The following is a 17,914-nucleotide window of genomic DNA, read 5'->3' on the forward strand; positions in this document are numbered from 1 at the left end:
CCTCCCGACACCGACCCTACGGGTACAGTGCGGGGCTCCTGCAATTTCTAGCTGAAGTGGCTCTTGCAGGTTTAGAGTGGCGATTGACTTGTAGTTGTGGCCATACTGGAGGGATGGCGTAAAGAACTGTAACCTCAGCAGTATACCAGAGTCATCTTGAAGTGCAGTGATGAAGTGCAGTGAAATAGTGCAGTAAAATTGTCTCTAAGGCGTTCTTTGTTCTTTGTGTTGGTTCTAGCTCCCCTTTCTCCTTAAAAAAAGAGGAGTTGTGAGTGAGAGAAAACCTACCCAAACATTACCTATGGTCAAAACAATCTTCAAGACAATCTCCTCTTCCACCCTGGGGTCGATGATGTTGCCTTTCTCCTGCCGCCAGCTTTGGATAACTGCCTTTCCCGCGTTGGCTGGAGTTACGGTGGCTATTGGCGGCCTTGGGGCGGGAGGATCCCTGTGGCAGGCAGGAGCAGCAGGTTTGGCCACGGGGATGACGGGCTATGTGGCTTCTGCTCTATCTGGAAGCGAGGCCAAAGCCAAAATCCAGCTTCTGCAGCACCTCGAAAATCGACAGAAGCAAAACGAAATCACTCCTTCAGACCTACAGCAACTGCAAAGCGAACTGGCCAACCTGCGTGCTGCCCTTGAAGATTGGGCAAAAGTCCAGCAGAAGGGGGTGGCTGCTGCCCAACCTTATGATGAGGCTCGTTCGCAAGCTCAAACTCCTCAGCTTCATTTTGAAACAGAGATCCAGATCCAATCTCAAGAAGAACGACTTCCTCAGTTACGCGCAGAAGAGCAAAGTCTGAAAGCCTCGATTGGAGATTTACAAGCCAAGAAACAGAAACTCATTCAGTCCCTTAAGGAGGGCATAGCCAAGGTAGAACAACTCCAATCAAAACAGAATCTCCTGAAGCAGGATATTGCCCGCTTAACCCAGGCTTGTCGGTCAACAGGCTCTAGTAACTCCATTAAACGGTCACCTATGCCCGCGAAAGGATCTTCAGACGTATCTCTTGGCTCGGCCCGCATGACCAAAACTGCCGCCGGCGTCGCATGGGCCGACAAATATGACGAAGTCCTTGCAACCCTCGAGGAGCGAATCGACAACCTGGAAGATAGCGCCAGAGCAATGGCAGAACTGGCATCGATGGAAGGCAACGGTAGCCGGTAGGGGCAGACATCCCATCCCAATAGCACCGAAACGGTTCACAGCTCTGGCTCGCCAAAGCCCCGCAGAGGGTGAGCGTGTTCTGAGGGGATCAAGCCCTTGGCCTGCACCAATACCCCAAAGCCCCCCAACCCCATGGGATCCAGCAGCGCGTGAAGAGCATGTCGCCGCCGCAAAACCTGGCCCACATCCACAGCTTCGCCATCAACCGGGTTCCCCATTTGGCTAAGGGCGGCCAGCCGCTCGGTCAATCCCAGGTTGACCAAAAAGCTGCTTTGCCGGGTGAACCCCAGACATTTTAGCCCCAGAGATTCTCCCACCTGCTCTAGGGTGGTAAAGTCCACATGAGCGGTGAGATCCTGGGATCCCACCCGAACATAGGGATCCGTGTAGCTGCCGTGCTGTCGATAGGCCAGGAGCGTACCTTGGGCGCGGTGGGGGCTGTAGTAGCGCTGGGCGGTGTGGCCATAATCGATGGTGAGCACGTAGCCTCGCCGGAGCTTGCGGGCCAGGAGCTGCAGCCACTCCAAGGCTTTTAGGTTCACCTCGGTTTGGTAGCCCGACGGATAGGTTTCTACAGGGATCCCCAGACGGGCGAAGTACTCTCTTAGCTCAGGGGTGGACAGATCCCCCAGCACTTCCCGGAAGTTGGCTTCTGCAGCCTCGCCGCAATCGACATAGATTTCTCGCAAAGCCCCATCCTGCACCTGCACCCGATGCACCGGAAAAGCATCCACCAGCTCATTGGAGAAGAAACAGCCTGTGACCGACTCATCCGGGATCCCGTCCCAATCCAACCAGCGCACCTTCTCCCCAAAAGGGGCCAACCGCTCCTGCTGGAGCCGCCGCAGGTGGGCAGAACGCTCCAGGATCCCATATTCCAGTGCCTGCCAAAAAGGGGGGTTAGCGGAGCGCACGTAGGTCAGCCAATCCTGGGCCAAGCGACCGCTGCCCGCCCCCATCTCGATCACCTTGAAGTCAGGGGGGGATCCCAAAATGTGCCAGAACTGAAGGATCTGCTCTGCCAACAGTTGGGCAAAGTCCGCCGCCAGGTGGGGAGATGTGAGGTAGTCGGGGCCAATCGGGGATCCCCGCTCGTAATAGCCCAACCCCGGCTCGTAGAGAGCCCACTCCATAAACTGGGCAAAGGTCACCGGCCCCTGAGCGCGAATGCGGCTGACAATCAACTCCCGCAACTTCTGCGTGGCCTGAGGTGATGACAAAGGAAAGCTTGGGTTGCGCGGGTGTTGCTCAGGAGCGAGCACAGGCGAGGATTCCAGGGATCCAGACTTACTCAACTCAAACTTACTTGTTCAGGGGACGACGCCAATTTTGGCGAAACTGACGGTTTGAGAGCAGCAGCACCGGCCAGAGGGCCGATACCAGCCACTTCCCAGATCCCGAATAGATGCGATCCGCCTTGCGGGCCGAGTACCAAACTCCACCTGCATAGATTGCCAAGAGCAAAAAAGGCCACATCTCAACCCATCCTGTTCAACGCTGCTCACCGAGTCAGGGATCCCCAATCAGTAGGCATCCTGCAGCTCATAGAAGTCAGGCGTGATGTAGTCCTTGCGCAGGGGCCAACCTATCCAGTCTTCCGGCATTAAAATCCGCTTCAGGTTCGGGTGTCCCTCGAAAACAATGCCGTACATGTCGTAGGTTTCCCGTTCCTGCCAATCCGCCGACTTCCAAATCCAGTATACGGAAGGTAGGCGTGGATCCTGGCGAGGCAACTTTACCTGGAGCCGCACCTCCTGAGGGCGATCCGCCCCGTCTGACAGCTTGATCAGGTGGTAAAGGCTGACCAGTGGCTGCCCTGCCCCCAGGTCATACCCGCACTGACACTCCAGGTAGTTAAAGCCGTAGGCATAGAGGGCGGTACACAAGGGTAGGAGAAAGTCCCGCTCCACCTCCAACAGCTCTACCCCCGCTGCGTCTCTCCCCAAATACTGGTGCTCGAAGCCGTTGTCGGCCAGAAACTGGGAAACCGGGCCCCGCTCCAACGTCACCAAGGGTTCCGACTGCTCGCCTGCGGATGGCGGCGCTTGTTTTTCCTGGGCATTCTCCTCTGCCATCTCACACTCCTCCCTGCAAGGCTTTGAGCTGCTGTTCCGCCCGCTTAAAGTCGGCGGTTTGCAAGGCCGGGGGCACCGGCAGGCCAATGGCCGCAGCCAGCTCTGGCGGGGGAGCTTGGCGGGTCTCGCTCTCCAGATACTTGCCGGTGATGATCTCCGGCACAGGCTTGAGGTTGTGCTTAACCGTGTAGTAGCGGTGGGTTTGCTGCAGACGGCCTCGTTCCCGCATGTCCTCGGCGGCGATCTTCTTGCGCAGCTTGACAATGGCATCCATGATCGCTTCTGGACGAGGAGGGCAGCCGGGAATGTACACATCCACCGGGATCAGCTTGTCCACCCCCCGCACTGCCGTGTAGGAATCGGAGCTGAACATGCCACCGCTGATGGTGCAGGCCCCCATGGCGATCACGTACTTCGGCTCAGCCATTTGCTGGTAAAGCTTGACCAACGCCGGCGCCATTTTCATGGTGACCGTACCTGCCGTGATGATCAAATCAGCCGTGCGCGGCGAAGAACGAGGCAGCAGGCCAAAGCGGTCGAAGTCGAAGCGGGATCCCAGCATGGCGGCAAACTCGATGAAGCAGCAGGCGGTGCCGTAGAGCAGCGGCCAGAGGCTGGACATCTTAGCCCAGTTGTACAGGTCGTTCACCGTCGTCAGAACGACGTTGTTGGAGAGGTCGGTAGTCACCTGGGGGGCAGCCCCCGGAAACAAGACTTGCGATTTCTCAGACGTCATGACCATTCCAATGCTCCTTTTCTCCAGGCGTACACAAGACCCACCACAAGGATGGCGATGAAAATCAGGGCCTCCACAAAGGCCAACAGCCCCAAGCGGTGAAACGCCACTGCCCAGGGATAGAGGAACACCGTCTCCACATCGAAAATGACGAAGACCAGTGCGAACATGTAGTAGCGAATGTTGAACTGGATCCAGGCTTGCCCAAACGGCTCCATGCCCGACTCGTAAGTGCTGCGCCGCAGGGATCCCCGCCGCTTTGGCGCCAAGAGTGCGGAAGCCCCCAGAGCCAAAATCGGCAGCAGAGAGCAGACGATTAGAAAAACCAGCAAATACTCGTAGCCGGACAGAACAAACACGACGCCAGACTGCCTCAGGTGCTCAACATTTAGATACGTTTCCAGTATAGAGCCAGTCTGGGGCTCCCCTGCGCCACGGGATCTTCAGTTCTATTGATGATCATGATTGTTGGGAGCGGCGTTTTTCCAGCCAGCCCCACACTCCGCTCACCACCGCCCCGGCCATCAGGATCCCCAAAGCCGGCTGAAACAAAGGCAGCCAGAGCCGCATCCAAAGTTTGTAGCCCAGTGGGATCCCAAGAAAAGCCCCGGTTACGGAAAAGACAAACCAGACAAACCCGGCGAACACCAGAAAGACAACGGCAATCAGGAAGTTATCCAGCCAGCGCTTGAGGTCAGAGGAAACCATAGGGATTGAGGCAGAACAGCTTGAAGTAGACCCAGAGGCAATCTGGGAACCGAACCTTTTGGGCCGCTAATGCCGATATCTCAGCATCTTTCACCCAGACAGACTGCCGGAATAAGTTCAACAGACAGGGTAGCTTACCCCAGCACTTGGTGAAGATCCCACGTGCACCTTTTTGGGTAGAGTAAGCTGTGCCGGCCCGCTGCTGACCCGCTGTGAACACAACCCAAAACCACGGTAGCGCCAGTAGGATTCCCCAGCCAGCCTGCTAACAATAAGTGAGATTTCCCTTCTGCCGCTTGGTCAGCTCAGGTTGAAGATTCTCCCCAAATGGCTGCACCGGTTGTTGACTTGTCAAGATATAGTGGTAAAAATCTGCTTATACACAATATGTAGCGTTAAGCCGATGTCCATCTCCTCTGGCTCTTCTTTTGCAGACCGCTTGCGATGGGTGATTGGCGATGAAGCCGTCTATGCGTTTGGGCGACGGGCCGGAATTAGCGATACGGCCTTGCGCAGCTACCTGAAGGGATCCGTGCCCAGCATTGACAAGGCCGTGAAAATTGCCCAAGTGGGCCAGGTCAACCTCAATTGGCTGATTACAGGGGAGGGATCCCCGCAGTTGCATCCCGACGCGAAAGCAGAGTATGTGTATGTGCCTTTTGTCGATGTAGCCGCCTCTGCCGGAGCGGGGGTGTTGGTGCGCGAAGAATCGATCGAATCGGTGGTTGCTTTTGAGCGAAACTGGCTGCGGACATACTTGAAGGGAAATCCTGCCGAGCTGAGCCTGATTCGGGTGCAGGGGGATAGCATGTCTCCCACCTTGGAGGATGGCGACTGGATCTTTGTGGAGCGGCAAGAGGGTGGAGACCTGGGCTGTGAAGGCATTTACGTCTTTCAGATGGATGGAGATCTGTTGGTCAAACGGCTGCAGCGCCTGCCTGGGTCCCAGGTGAAGGTGATCAGCGACAATCCCCGCTTTCCCCCCTTTGTGGCGGATTTGGCGGATCCCATCAACGGCCTAACCCTCATAGGGCGTTATCGAGGTCGCATCAGTTTTGATTAGCCTCTGGCAGCAGATGGCGGAAAGTGGCAGCTTGACCGACCGAGAATCCCCTTGGCGAGATCGGGTCGCCGGTTAGGATGGGTCTTGAGGGTTGAGTTGAGAGGAGTTCCTGCTCCTTGCCTGCGCCCATCCAGCCGGAGGTTTGCCTGCAATGGCTCGTTCGTCCCAGCTCCTAACAGTCGCTCTCCATTCCCTAAGCGGGATCCTCTTGGTCAGCAGCGGAATCTGGGTCGGGATGGTGCTTCCCCAGCAGGCCCAACCTCAGCCCCAGCCGGAGACCAACATCTCTCCCACTCAACCCGCTTCTCCCACACCACCGATCCTGCCCACCTTGGCCCCGCCCCAGGCCAATCCTCCGGTGGCCAGCCCAACAGCAGATGCAGATCCAGAGGAAAATCATGAGAGCCCCACGGATCTGGAGGCAGAGATTCGGGAGATCCGCCAGCAGGTGATCCAGCTCTTGATCAGAATTGAGGAATTGGAGTCGCGGCTGCAACGGCTGCGTTCTCAAACAGCCCCTGAGCCTGTCAGGGAATCTTCCACTGCTGCTGAGATCGCTCCAGGGGCAGAAAGCGCCTCTGCGCCCACCCCGGCTCCGACCACAACGCCAACCTCCTTTCAGGTGGGAACCCAAACCATCAGCCTGCCGGGCGATTTGCTGTTCGATTTTGACAAAGCCGAGATTCGACCTGAAGCAGCCTCGCTGTTGGCCCAGGTGGCCAAGTCCTTGGAAGCTATGCCCGGCGCCCGCGTTCAAGTGAATGGCCACACCGATAACATCGGGCCCTTAAACTACAACTTGGCCCTTTCTCTGCGCCGCGCCAATGCGGTTAAGGACTATTTGACGAAGCTGCTGCCGGAAGGCCATCCCATCAGTTGGACAACCTCTGGCTTTGGTCCCACCTTGCCCGTTGCCGATAACGACACAGAAGCCGGACGGCAGCGGAACCGCCGTGTGGATTTGGTCATCGCTCCCTAGCTGCACCCCCCAAAGTGGGGGATGACACGTCCCAGCAGGGCTCTGGTCTAGAATCTGGTAGGGTCAATCCGGCCAGGATTGATGGGTGCAGGTTAAATCCTTATCGTTGGGGTTCGGTTTTGAACGCGGCAGGGATCCCTCTGGACAAGAGGCAAACGTTTGCGCTGAGGGTTGACACAACCCTGGACGCGCTTGACCAGGTTTTGACCTGGTTTGAGTCTTTCCGAAATGCGGGCATCCCGGATCCCATTTGGGCGGAATGTCAGTTGGCTTTGGTAGAGGGGTTTACCAACGCCGTTCGCCACGCCCACCGCGCTCTGCCGGAAAGTACGCCCATCGACATTGAGCTGCTGCTGATGCCGCAAGGGCTGGAGTTGCGCATCTGGGATCAGGGGCAGGAGTTTGATCTGGAGGGATTTGCTCGGAACTTGTCGGATCCCACATCGCCCAACGCCAATCTTGAGTCCGAGGGGGGACGGGGTATTTTGCTGATGAAAGCTCTCTCTACTCACCTCAGCTACAGCCGCCAAGCGGATGGTCGCAACTGCCTGTTGATCGGCAAGCGCTTCGACGATCCTGGATCTCGCCCGCGTCTGTCGGTGCCGGGCTTAGGCGAGCAGACCACCGCTTAACTTGCGAATAGCTGAGCTGGCCACATCGCTGTAGCGCAGTTCACCGGCCAAGATCTGGCCCATGCGCCGAGTGGCTCCCGGTCGTTTGACGCCCACCCTGTAGCCCACGCCCGGAAAGCGATAGAACAACGCCGCAATCCGCTTAGCCCAGCGCATTTCTGAGCCCCATTCCTGCTGCACGCGGGCAGAGTAGTTCGCCAGAGCTTCTGTATCCCCGCCTAGAGCTTGATCGATGGCCTGGGCCGCCAACATGCCGGTGAGAAGGGACGGGCGGATCCCTTCAGCGGTAAACGGATCGATGACGCAGGCGGCATCTCCCACCAAGAGGGCATTTTGGGTGTGTAGCGGTTGATCTTCGTCCCAGAGGCAGATGGGATGGCCAAACGGCTTGACCGATTTCAAGTCCACACCAAAGCTTTGGGCATATTGGGCGGCAATTTCCCGCAGGTTTTGTTTTTCTCCACCCCGAAAGGTGCCGGCTCCAATTGAGTAGCCATCGGCCTTGGGGAAGTTCCAGATGTAGCCATTGCTCACGGCACCGAAGTCAAAATGGGCGGCTGCAGTTTGCGGCTGCGAGAGGGGCACTTCTGCTTCCAAGGCGGCAGCCAGGCGACGACGGCGTTCCTGAAAGCCCAGCCACTTGGCCATCGAGCCTTTTGCCCCATCGGCCCCAATCACGTACCGACCCCAGACCGGGCCGGCGGATGTCATCACCTGCCAGTGGTCACTTTGCCACTCAAGGCCGGAGACGGGGCATTCTGCCTGGAGCGCAGCCCCTTGCTTTTGCGCCTGCTGAATCAAGTAGTGGTCGAAAATATCCCGCCGCACCATCCAAACGGGCTCTTTCAAATCCAAATCGACCACCACCGGATCGCCGCCGCGCCAGGTGTAGCGGATTTGCCGGATCTTGAGGGAAATGGCGGGGCCAAAGTCGAAGTCAAACCAAGCCGCCACCATAGGAGAAACGCCGCCCCCACAGGGTTTGTAGCGGGGCAAGGGATCCTTTTCCAGAACCAGCACCGAGCGTCCCCGCTTGGCCAGATGGTAGGCGGCAGATCCTCCAGCAGGGCCGGCGCCGACGATGACACAGTCGTAGAGTTGCGGCATGGTTTTCGATACTCCAGGCCCCCCCATCCTGGGTTCTGCTCACCAGCTTCTAGCCTATTATGGCTACAGCGAATTGCCTGCACGTTGCTTGCCTTTTTGTCGGGAAGACCATGCGAATTCGCTGGCAGCGCCTTGCCAACCAGCCCTCAGCTTGCTACTGTGCCGCCTGCGGAAAGCGTTTTGCGGGCGGGAAGCGAGTTCGTCACCTATTCAACGATAAGGGGTTGGATCTCGGCCCCCTTTGCCCAGCGTGCTTTGCCCTTCCCCCAGAGCAGTTGCGAGAACAAATCCGCCGCTACGCCTATTTGATTCGCCTAAATCGTCTGCGGCATCCCGGCAGCCAAGACCACGCCCATCATCTGGAGCAAGCGGCCCGGGAGCGCTCCATTCGTTATCCGGGCCTGTGGGGCTGGCTGCGGCAGTGGTGGTAGCGTTGGCAAGGGGATTGGGCATTCTGGAAAAGATGCAGGAAAATCAGGAGAGGTTGCCTTCGGGATCCCAGATCCATCTCGATTTTCCAGACCCGTTGGCTCGTTTGATCTTGTTGGTTGAGGAGCCCCCATGCACGACCTGGACAGTTTGCCAGAACCGGTAGCCGATGCTCTGATCAAAAGCCTGCTTACGGATGTGGAACGGCTGATCAACCAGCACGGCCTGTCAGAGGTTCTGGTGGGGTTGGCCATGTATTGCAACGTGCAGTTCAAGGCCAAGTTCAACAAGCCCAACCGCACGGAGAAGGATGAGGAGTTGGGGTTTTATTTCCGCGACGCCGCCAAAGCTCTGGAGGTGGCTGCCAGCCTTACCTATCGCACCATCGACCGCTCCCAACCTGCCCGGCCCAGCACCTAGCCGCCGGGATCCCTTTTTAGCTCTCACCCCCAACCTCTCTCAGGAAGAAAAAAGGGAGCCGGCGATCCATTGAGGATCTTAAGGATCTTGGGGTGGCAAGGGATCCCCCTGGGTTTTTATGCTGGTGGGCAACAAGTTGCATTGAGGCTGAGCGTGAGAATCGTCTGGGAACGCAGCATTTACGGGGGCAATGGCCGAGTGCCCTGCATTATCTGTGGGGGATGGGCCAACCCCATCCAGAAAAAAGGGCACCAAGTGTTGCTGGCGGTGGTCTATAACGACCGCGGGCAAATCTACGGGGAAGTCTGCCGCAGCTGCCTCGGTTTGGGGGCCAAAGGCATCAAAGAGTGCCTGCAAGAGCGGATCGCCCGTTTGCGCAAGCAACTGGAAGATTTGGAAGAGCTGGAGCAGGGAGAGGTGCAACTGCCTACATTGGAGCAGGAGTTGAGCGCCTATTTGGATTGAGGACTACACCCCTCTGAAAAACTTACGAAACCCCAATAGGAGGTGACGTCTCTGATTTCTTCCTGCTTCCACGACCCATGACTGGTAGCGGAGTTGGCCTCTATGGTCGTTTCAGGTTAGTCTGAGACGCCCGAGCTACTGAGAAAAGCCCCGCCCTACCGCTATGGGGAAGTAAGCTAACGGCGCGCAGAGGACGTCAACAACCTTGGTCAGCAAATATGGACGGAGAGGGAGGGATTCGAACCCTCGACGGAGCTTTTGGGCCCCGTAACTTCTTAGCAGGAAGCCGCTTTCGACCACTCAGCCACCTCTCCAGGGCCAGGAAGGGCAATGGCAAGCTGGGATCCAGCCACCAGTTCACTCATTGTAGGGGATGGGATCCCACCCGGCAACTGCCCCCTGACCCGCCCTGCAAAGACTCCGTCCCGCTATCGCGATCAGCCGGGATCCCTCCTGGGGTTGGGTGAGTCTAGCTCACCACCTGCAGGTAAATATCGAAGCTGCCGCTATTGTCGCCGTAGCTGCCCTTGGCGTCATTGATGTTGAAGGCAATATCCAGGCTGGGATCCAGATCCACCTCTTGGGGCTGCTCTGGCGAGGACTCGAAAACCTGATGGGCCACCAGTTGGGCGTTGGGTTGAAACAGCACAATCCCGTAGCGGCAGAGGCCCGGGTAGCGCCACTCCTCAGGGGTCGGGATCCCTTTGCCAAAGGGCGAGCGGATGCTGGTGGAAAACGAGAAGCCATAGCGCCAAGCCACATTCCTGGGGAAAAAGCGGATACGGCTGGCCCGCAACGGACGCCCTTGCCAGCGTAAAATGTTGCCCGCCTCTTGGTTCACCCGCAGGTCACGGAAAGCCATCCAAGCCTGTAAAGCTTCTTCTTCAGGTTGGATCCCTTCGATGGCCAGGGCCTGGCTCCAATCCAAGTCACTGCCATCGCAGGTGATCTGCCGCGGAATTTGCGCCAAATCCAGTTGTGCCAACCCCAGAGTATCAGACGCAGATTGGGTAAACATCTATCTCTCCTGTTTCCATCTGATTTTTCAAAATGACTCCAGAAAGGATGGGCTCCCTCCCCAGAGATTGAGGAGCCGCAGGGATCCCAAAAATGTGTCTAGGGAAAGGTTGTAAGAGACCCCCATCCACATCCCTGCTGCTGGATGGAGAATGTCAGATGCACGATGACCAACGGAGTTGAAAACCTCAAGCTCTTGCCCGACCGACGAGAGACTGGGAGTTCAAGCTCCTTTAGCAGATAGATCAACGTTACTTGATGAATAAGAGCTATTCCCGAAAAGATAGCCCTTTGCAATACTTTTTTAGGGAACCTTAGGGAGTTGTTAATTCCCTGTGACTCGGCTGCCAATGAAGGCCGGAACCCAAATCCAGGTTTGCTGCAGATCTTCCAGAAGCTTGTATTTTGGAACACATTAATGGTGTAATCCCCTGTTAAGCACTCTTGCGCTCGACCCCTGGGCTCTGCAGCGGCTTTCCACAGCCCAGAGCGCCCTGACAAGCGTTTTTGGTAAGATCACCCCTACAGGTCTCCCAGGGTGCCCGGCGCCCACGGCATGCACGACAACCCTACTTCCCTCTCTTCTGATTTCGAAGTCATCTCTCTGTCCAATCCTCAACAGGCCATGTCTTTGGCGGGCACTCAGGAGGCCAACCTGAGGTGGATCAGTCGCTCCAGCGGTGCTTCTGTAACGCTGCGCGGACAAGACCTGTACCTGAAAGGCACTCCCCAACAGCGGCAGCAGGTGCGGCAATGGCTAGAATTGCTGAGGCCGCTTTGGCAAACTGGGCACCCTGTTACTGTGATCGATGCAGAGCAAGCTTTTCGCGCCCTCTCCGGACAAGAGGCTGCCGCCTACCAGCAAGCACAAGCAGGGATTTTGGCCCGCACCCGCAAAGGGGAGCTTATCCGACCGAAAACGCCCCGCCAACAGGAGTACGTGCGAGCCATTCGCACCCACGACCTCTGCTTTGGCATTGGACCGGCGGGCACAGGAAAAACCTATCTGGCTGCCGTTGTGGCCATTGCTGCCCTACAAAACCGGGAGTACGAGCGTTTGATCTTGACTCGCCCGGCTGTGGAGGCGGGAGAAAAACTGGGGTTTTTGCCGGGGGATCTGGTGGAAAAGGTGGATCCCTATCTGCGGCCCCTTTACGATGCCCTGTTCGAGTTTATCGACCCGGCCAAGCTGCCGCAGTTGATGGAGCAGGGGGTGATCGAGGTGGCGCCGCTGGCCTACATGCGAGGCCGTACTTTGAGCAATGCCTTCATCATTTTGGACGAAGCCCAGAACACCACCCCCGAGCAGATGAAGATGGCCCTCACGCGGCTGGGATTCCGGTCGCGTATGGTGGTTACCGGGGATCTCACCCAAACGGATCTGGGCAAACATCGCATGTCCGGCCTGGCAGCGGCAGAGCGCATTCTGACAGGGGTAGAGGGGGTTGCCTTTTGCTACTTCGACCAGCGGGATGTGGTGCGCCACCCTCTGGTGCAGCGGATTGTCGATGCCTACGCCCGCTACGAGGGGCAGTCGTGAAGCTGAGGGTGCTCTTTTTCGACGCTGTGGGCACTTTGTTTCGGGTGCGGGGCAGCGTGGGCCAGGTTTACAGCCAGGTGGCAGCGGAGTATGGGGTAAGGGTGGATCCCCAGGCCTTGGATCGCGCTTTTGGCCAAGTTTTTGCCCAGGCTCCAGCCCCGGCCTGCCCAGGATTGACGGGATCCCCTTTGCGGGAGTGGGAGCGGACCTGGTGGCGCCAGGTGGTGCGGGAGACTTTTGCCCGGGTGGGATCCCTGGCTGCCTTCGGAGAGCACCGGTTTGAAGACTTTTTCGCCCAATTGTTTGAGCACTTTGCCGGGGCGGATCCCTGGGAGCTGTATCCCGAGACGCTGCCGGCTTTGCGGGCCCTGCAGCAGGAAGGGATCCGGTTGGGGGTGATCTCCAACTTCGACAGCCGCTTGCCCAGGGTGCTGCAGCAGTTGCAGTTGGATCCCTACTTTTCCACCCTCACCCTCTCCACCCAAGTGGGCTATGCCAAGCCCGATCCCCGCATCTTCCAAGCTGCCCTGGCAGCCCACGGGATCCCCCCCGCAGCCGCCGGCCACATCGGCGACAGCCGCCGCGACGATTATCAGGGGGCAAAAGCAGCAGGCTTGCGAGCCCTTTGGCTGGATCGAGAGGGGAAGGATAGCTCCTGCCCAGAGCGGATAGAAGATCTGTGGGGATCCCTGTCCATGCTCAATGGGCCGAAGCAGAATTGAGCAGCAGAGGGGCAAAAAGGCCATCCGGCTTGAGCAGGTAACGCCGCAGGTTCATCCGCCGCTCCAGCAGGCAAGCGTGGCCGCTCTGGGGCGAGATTTCTACCTGCGCCTGGGGCAGCCGTTCCGCCAGCCAGCCCACCTCCTGCACCGAGGGCAACAGGCGATCCCGCCCCCCCGCCACCAGCAAAGTTGGCAGGGTCATCGACTCCAGGGGCAGCTTCTCCACAGCAAAGGATCCCAGCAAAGCCAAGCGCCGAGCAGCTACTGTGGGTTCAACACTGTGAACTGCCTGGCGCAGCCGCTCCTGATCCGGCGGCTCCATTTGGCTGAGCTCCGCCAAAGCCCCCAACCCTCGCTCCGACAACTGGTGATAGAGCGCCGGCGGCAAAAAGGGCAAGAGAACATGTCCTGCCCACCACCAGGGCCTGCGTCGCAGCGACGAGGCCGGATTGACCAAAATGAGGCCACGGCACCGTTCCGGCCATTGGGCAGCCACCAACAAGGCCAGGCAGGCCCCGAAAGATTCCCCACACAAATACGCCCCCGCTTCTAGCTGGGATCCCACCCAATCGGCCAGGGTTTCCCAGCTATCCCCCGCTTCCGGGTGGTTCAAACTCAGGGGGCGAATGCGAAACTCCCGCTGCAGAGCCTGCGCCTGCCGGTAAAACAACGTACCTGTGCCATCCATACCGGGCAAATACAGCAGCAGGGGCCGCTCCTGACCGACCGCTCCCGTTGCCGGGCTGACCAAGCTGGAGGCAGATGCTACCGGCTCGCCACTCAACTTTCTCATCTCTCTACCAATCCCAATCGCACCTGTTCTCGGGCCGCTGCAGTTAGCTCTTGAATGACCTGCATTCGCTCGCGTCGGGATCCCTGGCGCTGCTTCCTGCCCACCCAAAGGGGGGATCCCACCCTGAGCACCACCCGCCGATACAACACCACCGGATGTCCCCCTTCCTGTTGAAATCGGGGTTCAGTGGGGTCAAACCAGCGGAAAAAAGCCATAGGAATATCTACTCCCCGCCATTCTTCCTGCGCCCACACCGCCACCGGCAGAATCGGCAAGGGATCCACCGCTGCCGCCAGCGCCAGGTGGGCAAAACCTGGCTGAAACCGCCCCACCTCCCCAGGCGAGGTCTCACGGGTGATCTGCTCCGCCCCTTCTGGGAAGATCCCCACACCCACCCCCGCTGCCAAACTGGCCTGCGCCTGGCGAAAAAAATGGATTTGCTGTCGGGATCCCTGCTTGAGGGGAATGCAGTCCAAAGCCAAGGCGATCTCCCGCAGCAGCGGCACCTGAGCCAGGTAGTAATGGCAGGCAAAGCGAATCGGTCGGCCCAACCCCGCGATCAGCACCGGTGCATCCAGAAAACTGCGGTGATTGCTCACCACCACCAGCGGGCCAGCAGGAACACGCTCCCCTCCCTCCACCCACACTTCCGTCTGGAAAAGGGTAAGCAACAACTGGGCCAGCATCCTGGGGTCTGGAGGCCAAGAGAGAGCAGAATTGGCTGAGAACGCTGCGAAGGATCCCATCAATAGTCCACCCCGCGCCGCAGATCGGCCCCCTGCTCGGCATAGTGCTTGTGGCTCACCATTTCCGAGTGGACAGAGGCCAGCTCAAAGTAAGGTAAGGGGGCATGGCACCGCCCCGTGATGATGATCTCCGTGTCCCGCGGCTTGCGCAGCAAAGCCTGGACAATCGGCTCCACGTCCAGCAGCTCCAGATCCACTGTCGGGTTCAGCTCATCCAGGATGATGGTTTTGTACAGGCCAGAAGCGATGGCCGCCCGCGCCAACTCCCAGCCCCGCTCCGCTTCTACATAGTCGATTTCCTGTTGTTTGCCCCGCCAGACAATGGCATCCCGACCGCAGCGCTGGTGATCCACCAAATCGGGGTAGCTTTCCCGCAAGGCCCGAATGGCTGCATCCTCGGTGTAGCCTGTTCCCCCCTTCAGCCATTGCATGATCAGCACGCGATGGGAGAGATCCTTGCTGATGCCGCGCCCAATGGCTTGCAGAGCCCGACCCAGAGCGCTGGTGGATTTTCCCTTGCCGTTGCCGGTGTAGATCTCGATGCCGCTGCAAGGGGGTTGGCCGTTTTGGGGATCCGTCGCCCGCCGGACACTGCGCATTTCCGAATGCAAATCCGCCAGGTCGATAATTTCCTTGGGAGCGCCGCGCCCGGTGATGATCACCTCCATGGCCTCCGGCTTTTGCTTGAGGGTACTGACCACCTCCTCCACAGGCAACAGGCCCAGATCCAGCACCGGGTTGAGCTCATCCAGCACCACCACCGAGTAAAACCCCGACGCCAAAGCCCCTTTGGCCACGTCCCAGCCACGGCGGGCCTCCTGACGGTCAAACTTGGTGATCTCGTCTGGGCCGAAAAACTCTCCCCGCCCGGTGCGCAATTGATCGATGAGATGGGGGAAACCTCGCTGCAGAGCCGCAATGGCTGCATCCTCGGCATAGGTTCGGCCTGGCCCCTTGAGAAACCGCACCAGCAACACCCGGCTGGGGGCCGCCTTTTCGATCCCCAAGCCAATGGAACGCAGCACAACCCCTAGGGCCGCCTGGGACTTGCCTTTGCCCTCGCCGTCGTAGACATGGATCTGGCCCCGTCGCCGATCAAACTGCTGGGCAGTCACAATCCCAATTTCTGCCATGCCCCTCCGCGTCATCCTGCTGTGGGAAAATCCCACTTTTCTACCCCCATCTTAGAGCCTACTTGGAGCCTAGCCAGAACTTGGGCAGGAGGGGGAAACTAAAAAGCTCCCAAGAGGCCGGAAAGACCGGGGTAAGATGAGCAATGGTTGTCCAGCCGATGCCTGTCTAGCGAGGGATCCCCCTTGTATCCGACTGCATTTTCTTCTCGCCCGTTACTCCCTGCTGTGGATAGCCCTATTGAGCTGGTAGGGGGGACGCCGCTGATCCGTCTGCGGCGGGTTGCTGCCGATTTGCCGGAATCGGTACGGGTATATGGCAAGGCAGAGTGGTACAACCCTGGGGGTTCAGTCAAGGATCGCCCGGCCCTCAACATGATTCGCGCTGGCGAACGCCAGGGCAAGCTTACCCCCGGCAAGATCATCCTCGATGCCACCAGCGGTAACACCGGCATCGCCTATGCCTGGATCGGGGCCGCCTTGGGCTACAAGGTCAAGCTGGCTCTTCCCGCCAACGCCAGCCCAGAGCGCAAGAAGATCCTGGCTGCCTACGGCGTGGACTTGGTTCTGACGGATCCCGCTCTGGGATCCGATGGGGCCATCGAGAAAGCCCGCGCCCTCTATGCGGAAAACCCCGAGCTTTATTTCTACCCTGACCAGTACAGCAACCCCGCCAACTGGCAAGCCCACTACGAAACCACTGGGGTGGAGATTTGGGAGCAAACCCAGGGGCAGGTCACCCATTTTGTTACCGGGCTAGGCACCAGCGGCACCTGTATGGGGGTGGGGCGGCGCCTGCGAGAGTATCGCCCGGATATCCAAATCATTGCCATGCAGCCCGACTCTCCCTTCCATGGCCTGGAAGGGCTCAAGCACATGGCCACAGCTCTAAAACCCGAGATTTACGATCCCACCCTGCCTGACCAGCACATTGAGATCTCCACAGAAGCAGCCCAGAAAATGGTCAAGCGCTTGGCGTTGGAAGAAGGCCTGCTGGTGGGCATCTCTGCCGGCGCCAATGTGGTGGCAGCCCTAGAGGTGGCCCGTCAGCTCTCCTCTGGAGTGGTGGTGACCATCTTTTGCGACGGGGCTGACAAATATCTTTCCGAGCGTTTCTGGACAGAGGAGTGACATCCTCCCGGCGCTCGTCCTGTGGACAGGGCGCGGGCTACCCTTCCCGTCAGCGGGACGGAGTCCTTGAAGCCTGCACTCTCTCGCTTTGGCGGCGCGGAGCGCTTTGCGTCAGCATGAGTGTGGGAGTATGTCACGTACCTTTAAGGCTGAGCGCAGAGGGATCCCATGGCGATCATCGTCCTGAAAGCCTGGTATTTGGATTCGGTGTTGTCTGCTTCTCAAGTCCAACAGAGGGCCCCCGACCTGCGCCTAAGCCGTACCGGCCTCTTGAAAACGGCGATGCGGGCCGACTTTCTCGACGATGTGGAGCAGGTGAAGGCTTCCGTATGGTGGCAGCGCTACCTGGAAGGAGAGCTGGTGGAGTTTTACATTGAAGGCAGCGGCGCCTACAGCATCTCCAACCTCGATTTGATCAGCCGTGAGATCTACTTTAATAAGCGGGCCACCCTGAACATGACCGAGCCGGTCATCTACTTCTGCGGCCAATCGGATTACCCCGACTCCAGCGCCACTCTGCACCGGGCATTGCAAGCCGTGGTAGAGACCCTCAATCGCAACCACGGGCCGGTTGTGCCCCTACAGCTGCAGGGATCCCTTCCCGCCGAGGCTGAGACCCCGCTCATCGACGCGGCCTTGATTCGCAAGCTTAAGCACGCGCTGCTGGTGGTGGCCGATGTGACCCCTGTGCAGGTGAATGGCCGGGGGCGTCCCCTGCCCAGCCCCCAGGTCTGTCTGGAGTTGGGCTATGCCCTGCAATCGAAGCGCCCTGAACAATTGCTGCTGGTACAACTCCCCCGCGACGGCATCGAGGGATCCTTTCCCTTTGAGGTAGAGGGCAGCAGTTTTTTGAAAATCGCCGATCCCCAGCGTCTGGTCGATCACCTGGGAGCCGAGATCGCCCGGCAGTTGCAGCGCAACCGGGTTATCTCCCTCTAGCCAGCAGCACCTATCCAACCTCCCCTCGCAGCCGTTAGACTCTTGGAGATGGTCACTCCTGGCCATGGGGGATCTGGCTCCCCGAAACCCAAACAGCCTCCATCGTCGCTACCT

At 58.8% G+C, this 17,914-nt stretch carries 22 protein-coding genes and 1 tRNA gene; 11 read left to right on the forward strand and 12 right to left on the reverse strand.

Annotation, left to right across the window (positions count from 1 at the left end; all coding sequences use genetic code 11):
- The first annotated feature begins 301 nt into the window (after positions 1 to 301).
- Positions 302 to 1,168: a hypothetical protein gene (locus NW829_RS02090; protein WP_414412951.1), complete on the forward strand. Its 867-nt coding sequence runs from the start codon at positions 302 to 304 to the stop codon at positions 1,166 to 1,168.
- 35 nt (positions 1,169 to 1,203) lie between these two features.
- On the opposite strand, the gene NW829_RS02095 is transcribed toward NW829_RS02090, so the two are convergent.
- The 6 genes from NW829_RS02095 to NW829_RS02120 all read right to left on the reverse strand — a co-directional run bounded on the left by NW829_RS02095 (position 1,204) and on the right by NW829_RS02120 (position 4,687).
- Complete coding sequence (locus NW829_RS02095; RefSeq protein WP_414416332.1) at positions 1,204 to 2,430, reverse strand: class I SAM-dependent methyltransferase; 1,227 nt, start codon at positions 2,428 to 2,430, stop codon at positions 1,204 to 1,206.
- 40 nt (positions 2,431 to 2,470) lie between these two features.
- Positions 2,471 to 2,644: a hypothetical protein gene (locus NW829_RS02100; protein ID WP_011433903.1), complete on the reverse strand. Its 174-nt coding sequence runs from the start codon at positions 2,642 to 2,644 to the stop codon at positions 2,471 to 2,473.
- 47 nt (positions 2,645 to 2,691) lie between these two features.
- On the reverse strand, positions 2,692 to 3,243 hold the full coding sequence (locus NW829_RS02105) for an NAD(P)H-quinone oxidoreductase subunit J (RefSeq protein ID WP_011433902.1): 552 nt from the start codon (positions 3,241 to 3,243) through the stop codon (positions 2,692 to 2,694).
- Between the two features lies 1 nt (position 3,244).
- Positions 3,245 to 3,985, reverse strand: coding sequence for an NADH dehydrogenase subunit K (locus tag NW829_RS02110; RefSeq protein ID WP_414331499.1), 741 nt, complete (start codon positions 3,983 to 3,985; stop codon positions 3,245 to 3,247).
- Positions 3,976 to 4,338: a photosynthetic/respiratory NAD(P)H-quinone oxidoreductase subunit C gene (gene ndhC / locus NW829_RS02115; protein ID WP_011433900.1), complete on the reverse strand. Its 363-nt coding sequence runs from the start codon at positions 4,336 to 4,338 to the stop codon at positions 3,976 to 3,978. Before ndhC ends, NW829_RS02110 begins: the two co-directional genes overlap by 10 nt.
- 100 nt (positions 4,339 to 4,438) lie before the next feature.
- A complete protein-coding gene (locus tag NW829_RS02120) occupies positions 4,439 to 4,687 on the reverse strand; it encodes a hypothetical protein (RefSeq protein WP_011433899.1) in 249 nt (82 codons plus the stop codon).
- A gap of 403 nt (positions 4,688 to 5,090) precedes the next feature.
- On the opposite strand from NW829_RS02120, the gene NW829_RS02125 reads away from it, so the two are divergent.
- From NW829_RS02125 to NW829_RS02135, 3 genes are all read left to right on the forward strand, one after another.
- Positions 5,091 to 5,750, forward strand: a complete 660-nt coding sequence (locus NW829_RS02125; RefSeq protein WP_414342003.1) for an XRE family transcriptional regulator — start codon at positions 5,091 to 5,093, stop codon at positions 5,748 to 5,750.
- A 235-nt stretch (positions 5,751 to 5,985) separates the two neighbouring features.
- Positions 5,986 to 6,729: an OmpA family protein gene (locus NW829_RS02130; RefSeq protein ID WP_414416333.1), complete on the forward strand. Its 744-nt coding sequence runs from the start codon at positions 5,986 to 5,988 to the stop codon at positions 6,727 to 6,729.
- Between the two features lie 119 nt (positions 6,730 to 6,848).
- The gene (locus tag NW829_RS02135; protein WP_414402360.1) at positions 6,849 to 7,361 is read left to right on the forward strand and encodes an ATP-binding protein; all 513 of its coding nucleotides are present in this window, start codon (positions 6,849 to 6,851) and stop codon (positions 7,359 to 7,361) included.
- Here the strand turns inward: NW829_RS02135 and NW829_RS02140 are convergent.
- On the reverse strand, positions 7,338 to 8,468 hold the full coding sequence (locus NW829_RS02140) for a geranylgeranyl reductase family protein (protein WP_414413554.1): 1,131 nt from the start codon (positions 8,466 to 8,468) through the stop codon (positions 7,338 to 7,340). The genes NW829_RS02135 and NW829_RS02140 overlap by 24 nt on opposite strands.
- A 110-nt stretch (positions 8,469 to 8,578) precedes the next feature.
- Between NW829_RS02140 and NW829_RS02145 the strand changes: the two genes are divergently transcribed.
- The 3 genes from NW829_RS02145 (at position 8,579) to NW829_RS02155 (ending at position 9,782) form a co-directional block, all read left to right on the forward strand.
- Complete coding sequence (locus tag NW829_RS02145; protein WP_414413555.1) at positions 8,579 to 8,899, forward strand: hypothetical protein; 321 nt, start codon at positions 8,579 to 8,581, stop codon at positions 8,897 to 8,899.
- 130 nt (positions 8,900 to 9,029) lie between these two features.
- Positions 9,030 to 9,317, forward strand: coding sequence for a hypothetical protein (locus NW829_RS02150; protein ID WP_414384205.1), 288 nt, complete (start codon positions 9,030 to 9,032; stop codon positions 9,315 to 9,317).
- A gap of 153 nt (positions 9,318 to 9,470) precedes the next feature.
- Positions 9,471 to 9,782 (forward strand): hypothetical protein, encoded by a 312-nt coding sequence (locus NW829_RS02155; protein WP_011433892.1) that lies wholly within the window; start codon positions 9,471 to 9,473, stop codon positions 9,780 to 9,782.
- 223 nt (positions 9,783 to 10,005) lie between these two features.
- Here NW829_RS02155 and NW829_RS02160 read toward each other — a convergent pair.
- Positions 10,006 to 10,096: transfer RNA gene (locus NW829_RS02160), tRNA-Ser, on the reverse strand.
- 155 nt (positions 10,097 to 10,251) lie between these two features.
- The gene (locus NW829_RS02165; RefSeq protein ID WP_414416334.1) at positions 10,252 to 10,800 is read right to left on the reverse strand and encodes a hypothetical protein; all 549 of its coding nucleotides are present in this window, start codon (positions 10,798 to 10,800) and stop codon (positions 10,252 to 10,254) included.
- Between the two features lie 555 nt (positions 10,801 to 11,355).
- On the opposite strand from NW829_RS02165, the gene NW829_RS02170 reads away from it, so the two are divergent.
- Together NW829_RS02170 and NW829_RS02175 are read left to right on the forward strand one after the other, a co-directional pair.
- Positions 11,356 to 12,339 (forward strand): PhoH family protein, encoded by a 984-nt coding sequence (locus NW829_RS02170; RefSeq protein WP_414330856.1) that lies wholly within the window; start codon positions 11,356 to 11,358, stop codon positions 12,337 to 12,339.
- Positions 12,336 to 13,061, forward strand: coding sequence for an HAD-IA family hydrolase (locus NW829_RS02175; protein ID WP_011433888.1), 726 nt, complete (start codon positions 12,336 to 12,338; stop codon positions 13,059 to 13,061). Before NW829_RS02170 ends, NW829_RS02175 begins: the two co-directional genes overlap by 4 nt.
- Here NW829_RS02175 and NW829_RS02180 read toward each other — a convergent pair.
- The 3 genes from NW829_RS02180 to NW829_RS02190 form a co-directional block, all read right to left on the reverse strand.
- Positions 13,039 to 13,854: an alpha/beta fold hydrolase gene (locus tag NW829_RS02180; protein WP_414390959.1), complete on the reverse strand. Its 816-nt coding sequence runs from the start codon at positions 13,852 to 13,854 to the stop codon at positions 13,039 to 13,041. The genes NW829_RS02175 and NW829_RS02180 overlap by 23 nt on opposite strands.
- Entirely contained in the window at positions 13,851 to 14,528 is a 678-nt protein-coding gene (locus NW829_RS02185) for a lysophospholipid acyltransferase family protein (RefSeq protein ID WP_414416335.1), read from the reverse strand. The genes NW829_RS02180 and NW829_RS02185 overlap by 4 nt, the downstream gene beginning before the upstream one ends.
- Positions 14,529 to 14,599: 71 nt before the next feature.
- Positions 14,600 to 15,748, reverse strand: coding sequence for a cob(I)yrinic acid a,c-diamide adenosyltransferase (locus tag NW829_RS02190; RefSeq protein ID WP_041436711.1), 1,149 nt, complete (start codon positions 15,746 to 15,748; stop codon positions 14,600 to 14,602).
- Between the two features lie 168 nt (positions 15,749 to 15,916).
- Between NW829_RS02190 and NW829_RS02195 the strand changes: the two genes are divergently transcribed.
- Both NW829_RS02195 and NW829_RS02200 read left to right on the forward strand, forming a co-directional pair.
- Positions 15,917 to 16,861 carry a PLP-dependent cysteine synthase family protein gene (locus NW829_RS02195; RefSeq protein WP_148202762.1) on the forward strand — a complete coding sequence of 315 codons (945 nt, stop codon included), beginning with the start codon at positions 15,917 to 15,919 and terminating at the stop codon, positions 16,859 to 16,861.
- A 168-nt stretch (positions 16,862 to 17,029) separates the two neighbouring features.
- On the forward strand, positions 17,030 to 17,800 hold the full coding sequence (locus tag NW829_RS02200) for a hypothetical protein (RefSeq protein ID WP_414416336.1): 771 nt from the start codon (positions 17,030 to 17,032) through the stop codon (positions 17,798 to 17,800).
- The last annotated feature ends 114 nt before the right edge of the window (positions 17,801 to 17,914 follow it).

The sequence above is a fragment of the Synechococcus sp. R55.8 genome (assembly GCF_047461895.1).
Classification (GTDB): Bacteria; Cyanobacteriota; Cyanobacteriia; order Thermostichales; family Thermostichaceae; genus Thermostichus.

What these genes read in the sequence shown, in the direction of transcription:
- NW829_RS02170 (WP_414330856.1), top strand. Translation starts at nt 11,356, where the DNA reads ATGCACGACAACCCTACTTCCCTCTCTTCTGATTTCGAAGTCATCTCT.
- NW829_RS02180 (WP_414390959.1), bottom strand. Translation starts at nt 13,854, where the DNA reads ATGAGAAAGTTGAGTGGCGAGCCGGTAGCATCTGCCTCCAGCTTGGTC.
- NW829_RS02100 (WP_011433903.1), bottom strand. Translation starts at nt 2,644, where the DNA reads ATGTGGCCTTTTTTGCTCTTGGCAATCTATGCAGGTGGAGTTTGGTAC.
- NW829_RS02125 (WP_414342003.1), top strand. Translation starts at nt 5,091, where the DNA reads ATGTCCATCTCCTCTGGCTCTTCTTTTGCAGACCGCTTGCGATGGGTG.
- NW829_RS02110 (WP_414331499.1), bottom strand. Translation starts at nt 3,985, where the DNA reads ATGGTCATGACGTCTGAGAAATCGCAAGTCTTGTTTCCGGGGGCTGCC.
- NW829_RS02190 (WP_041436711.1), bottom strand. Translation starts at nt 15,748, where the DNA reads ATGACGCGGAGGGGCATGGCAGAAATTGGGATTGTGACTGCCCAGCAG.
- NW829_RS02140 (WP_414413554.1), bottom strand. Translation starts at nt 8,468, where the DNA reads ATGCCGCAACTCTACGACTGTGTCATCGTCGGCGCCGGCCCTGCTGGA.
- NW829_RS02130 (WP_414416333.1), top strand. Translation starts at nt 5,986, where the DNA reads ATGGTGCTTCCCCAGCAGGCCCAACCTCAGCCCCAGCCGGAGACCAAC.
- NW829_RS02105 (WP_011433902.1), bottom strand. Translation starts at nt 3,243, where the DNA reads ATGGCAGAGGAGAATGCCCAGGAAAAACAAGCGCCGCCATCCGCAGGC.
- NW829_RS02145 (WP_414413555.1), top strand. Translation starts at nt 8,579, where the DNA reads ATGCGAATTCGCTGGCAGCGCCTTGCCAACCAGCCCTCAGCTTGCTAC.
- NW829_RS02090 (WP_414412951.1), top strand. Translation starts at nt 302, where the DNA reads ATGGTCAAAACAATCTTCAAGACAATCTCCTCTTCCACCCTGGGGTCG.
- NW829_RS02200 (WP_414416336.1), top strand. Translation starts at nt 17,030, where the DNA reads ATGGCGATCATCGTCCTGAAAGCCTGGTATTTGGATTCGGTGTTGTCT.
- NW829_RS02150 (WP_414384205.1), top strand. Translation starts at nt 9,030, where the DNA reads ATGCACGACCTGGACAGTTTGCCAGAACCGGTAGCCGATGCTCTGATC.
- NW829_RS02120 (WP_011433899.1), bottom strand. Translation starts at nt 4,687, where the DNA reads ATGGTTTCCTCTGACCTCAAGCGCTGGCTGGATAACTTCCTGATTGCC.
- NW829_RS02165 (WP_414416334.1), bottom strand. Translation starts at nt 10,800, where the DNA reads ATGTTTACCCAATCTGCGTCTGATACTCTGGGGTTGGCACAACTGGAT.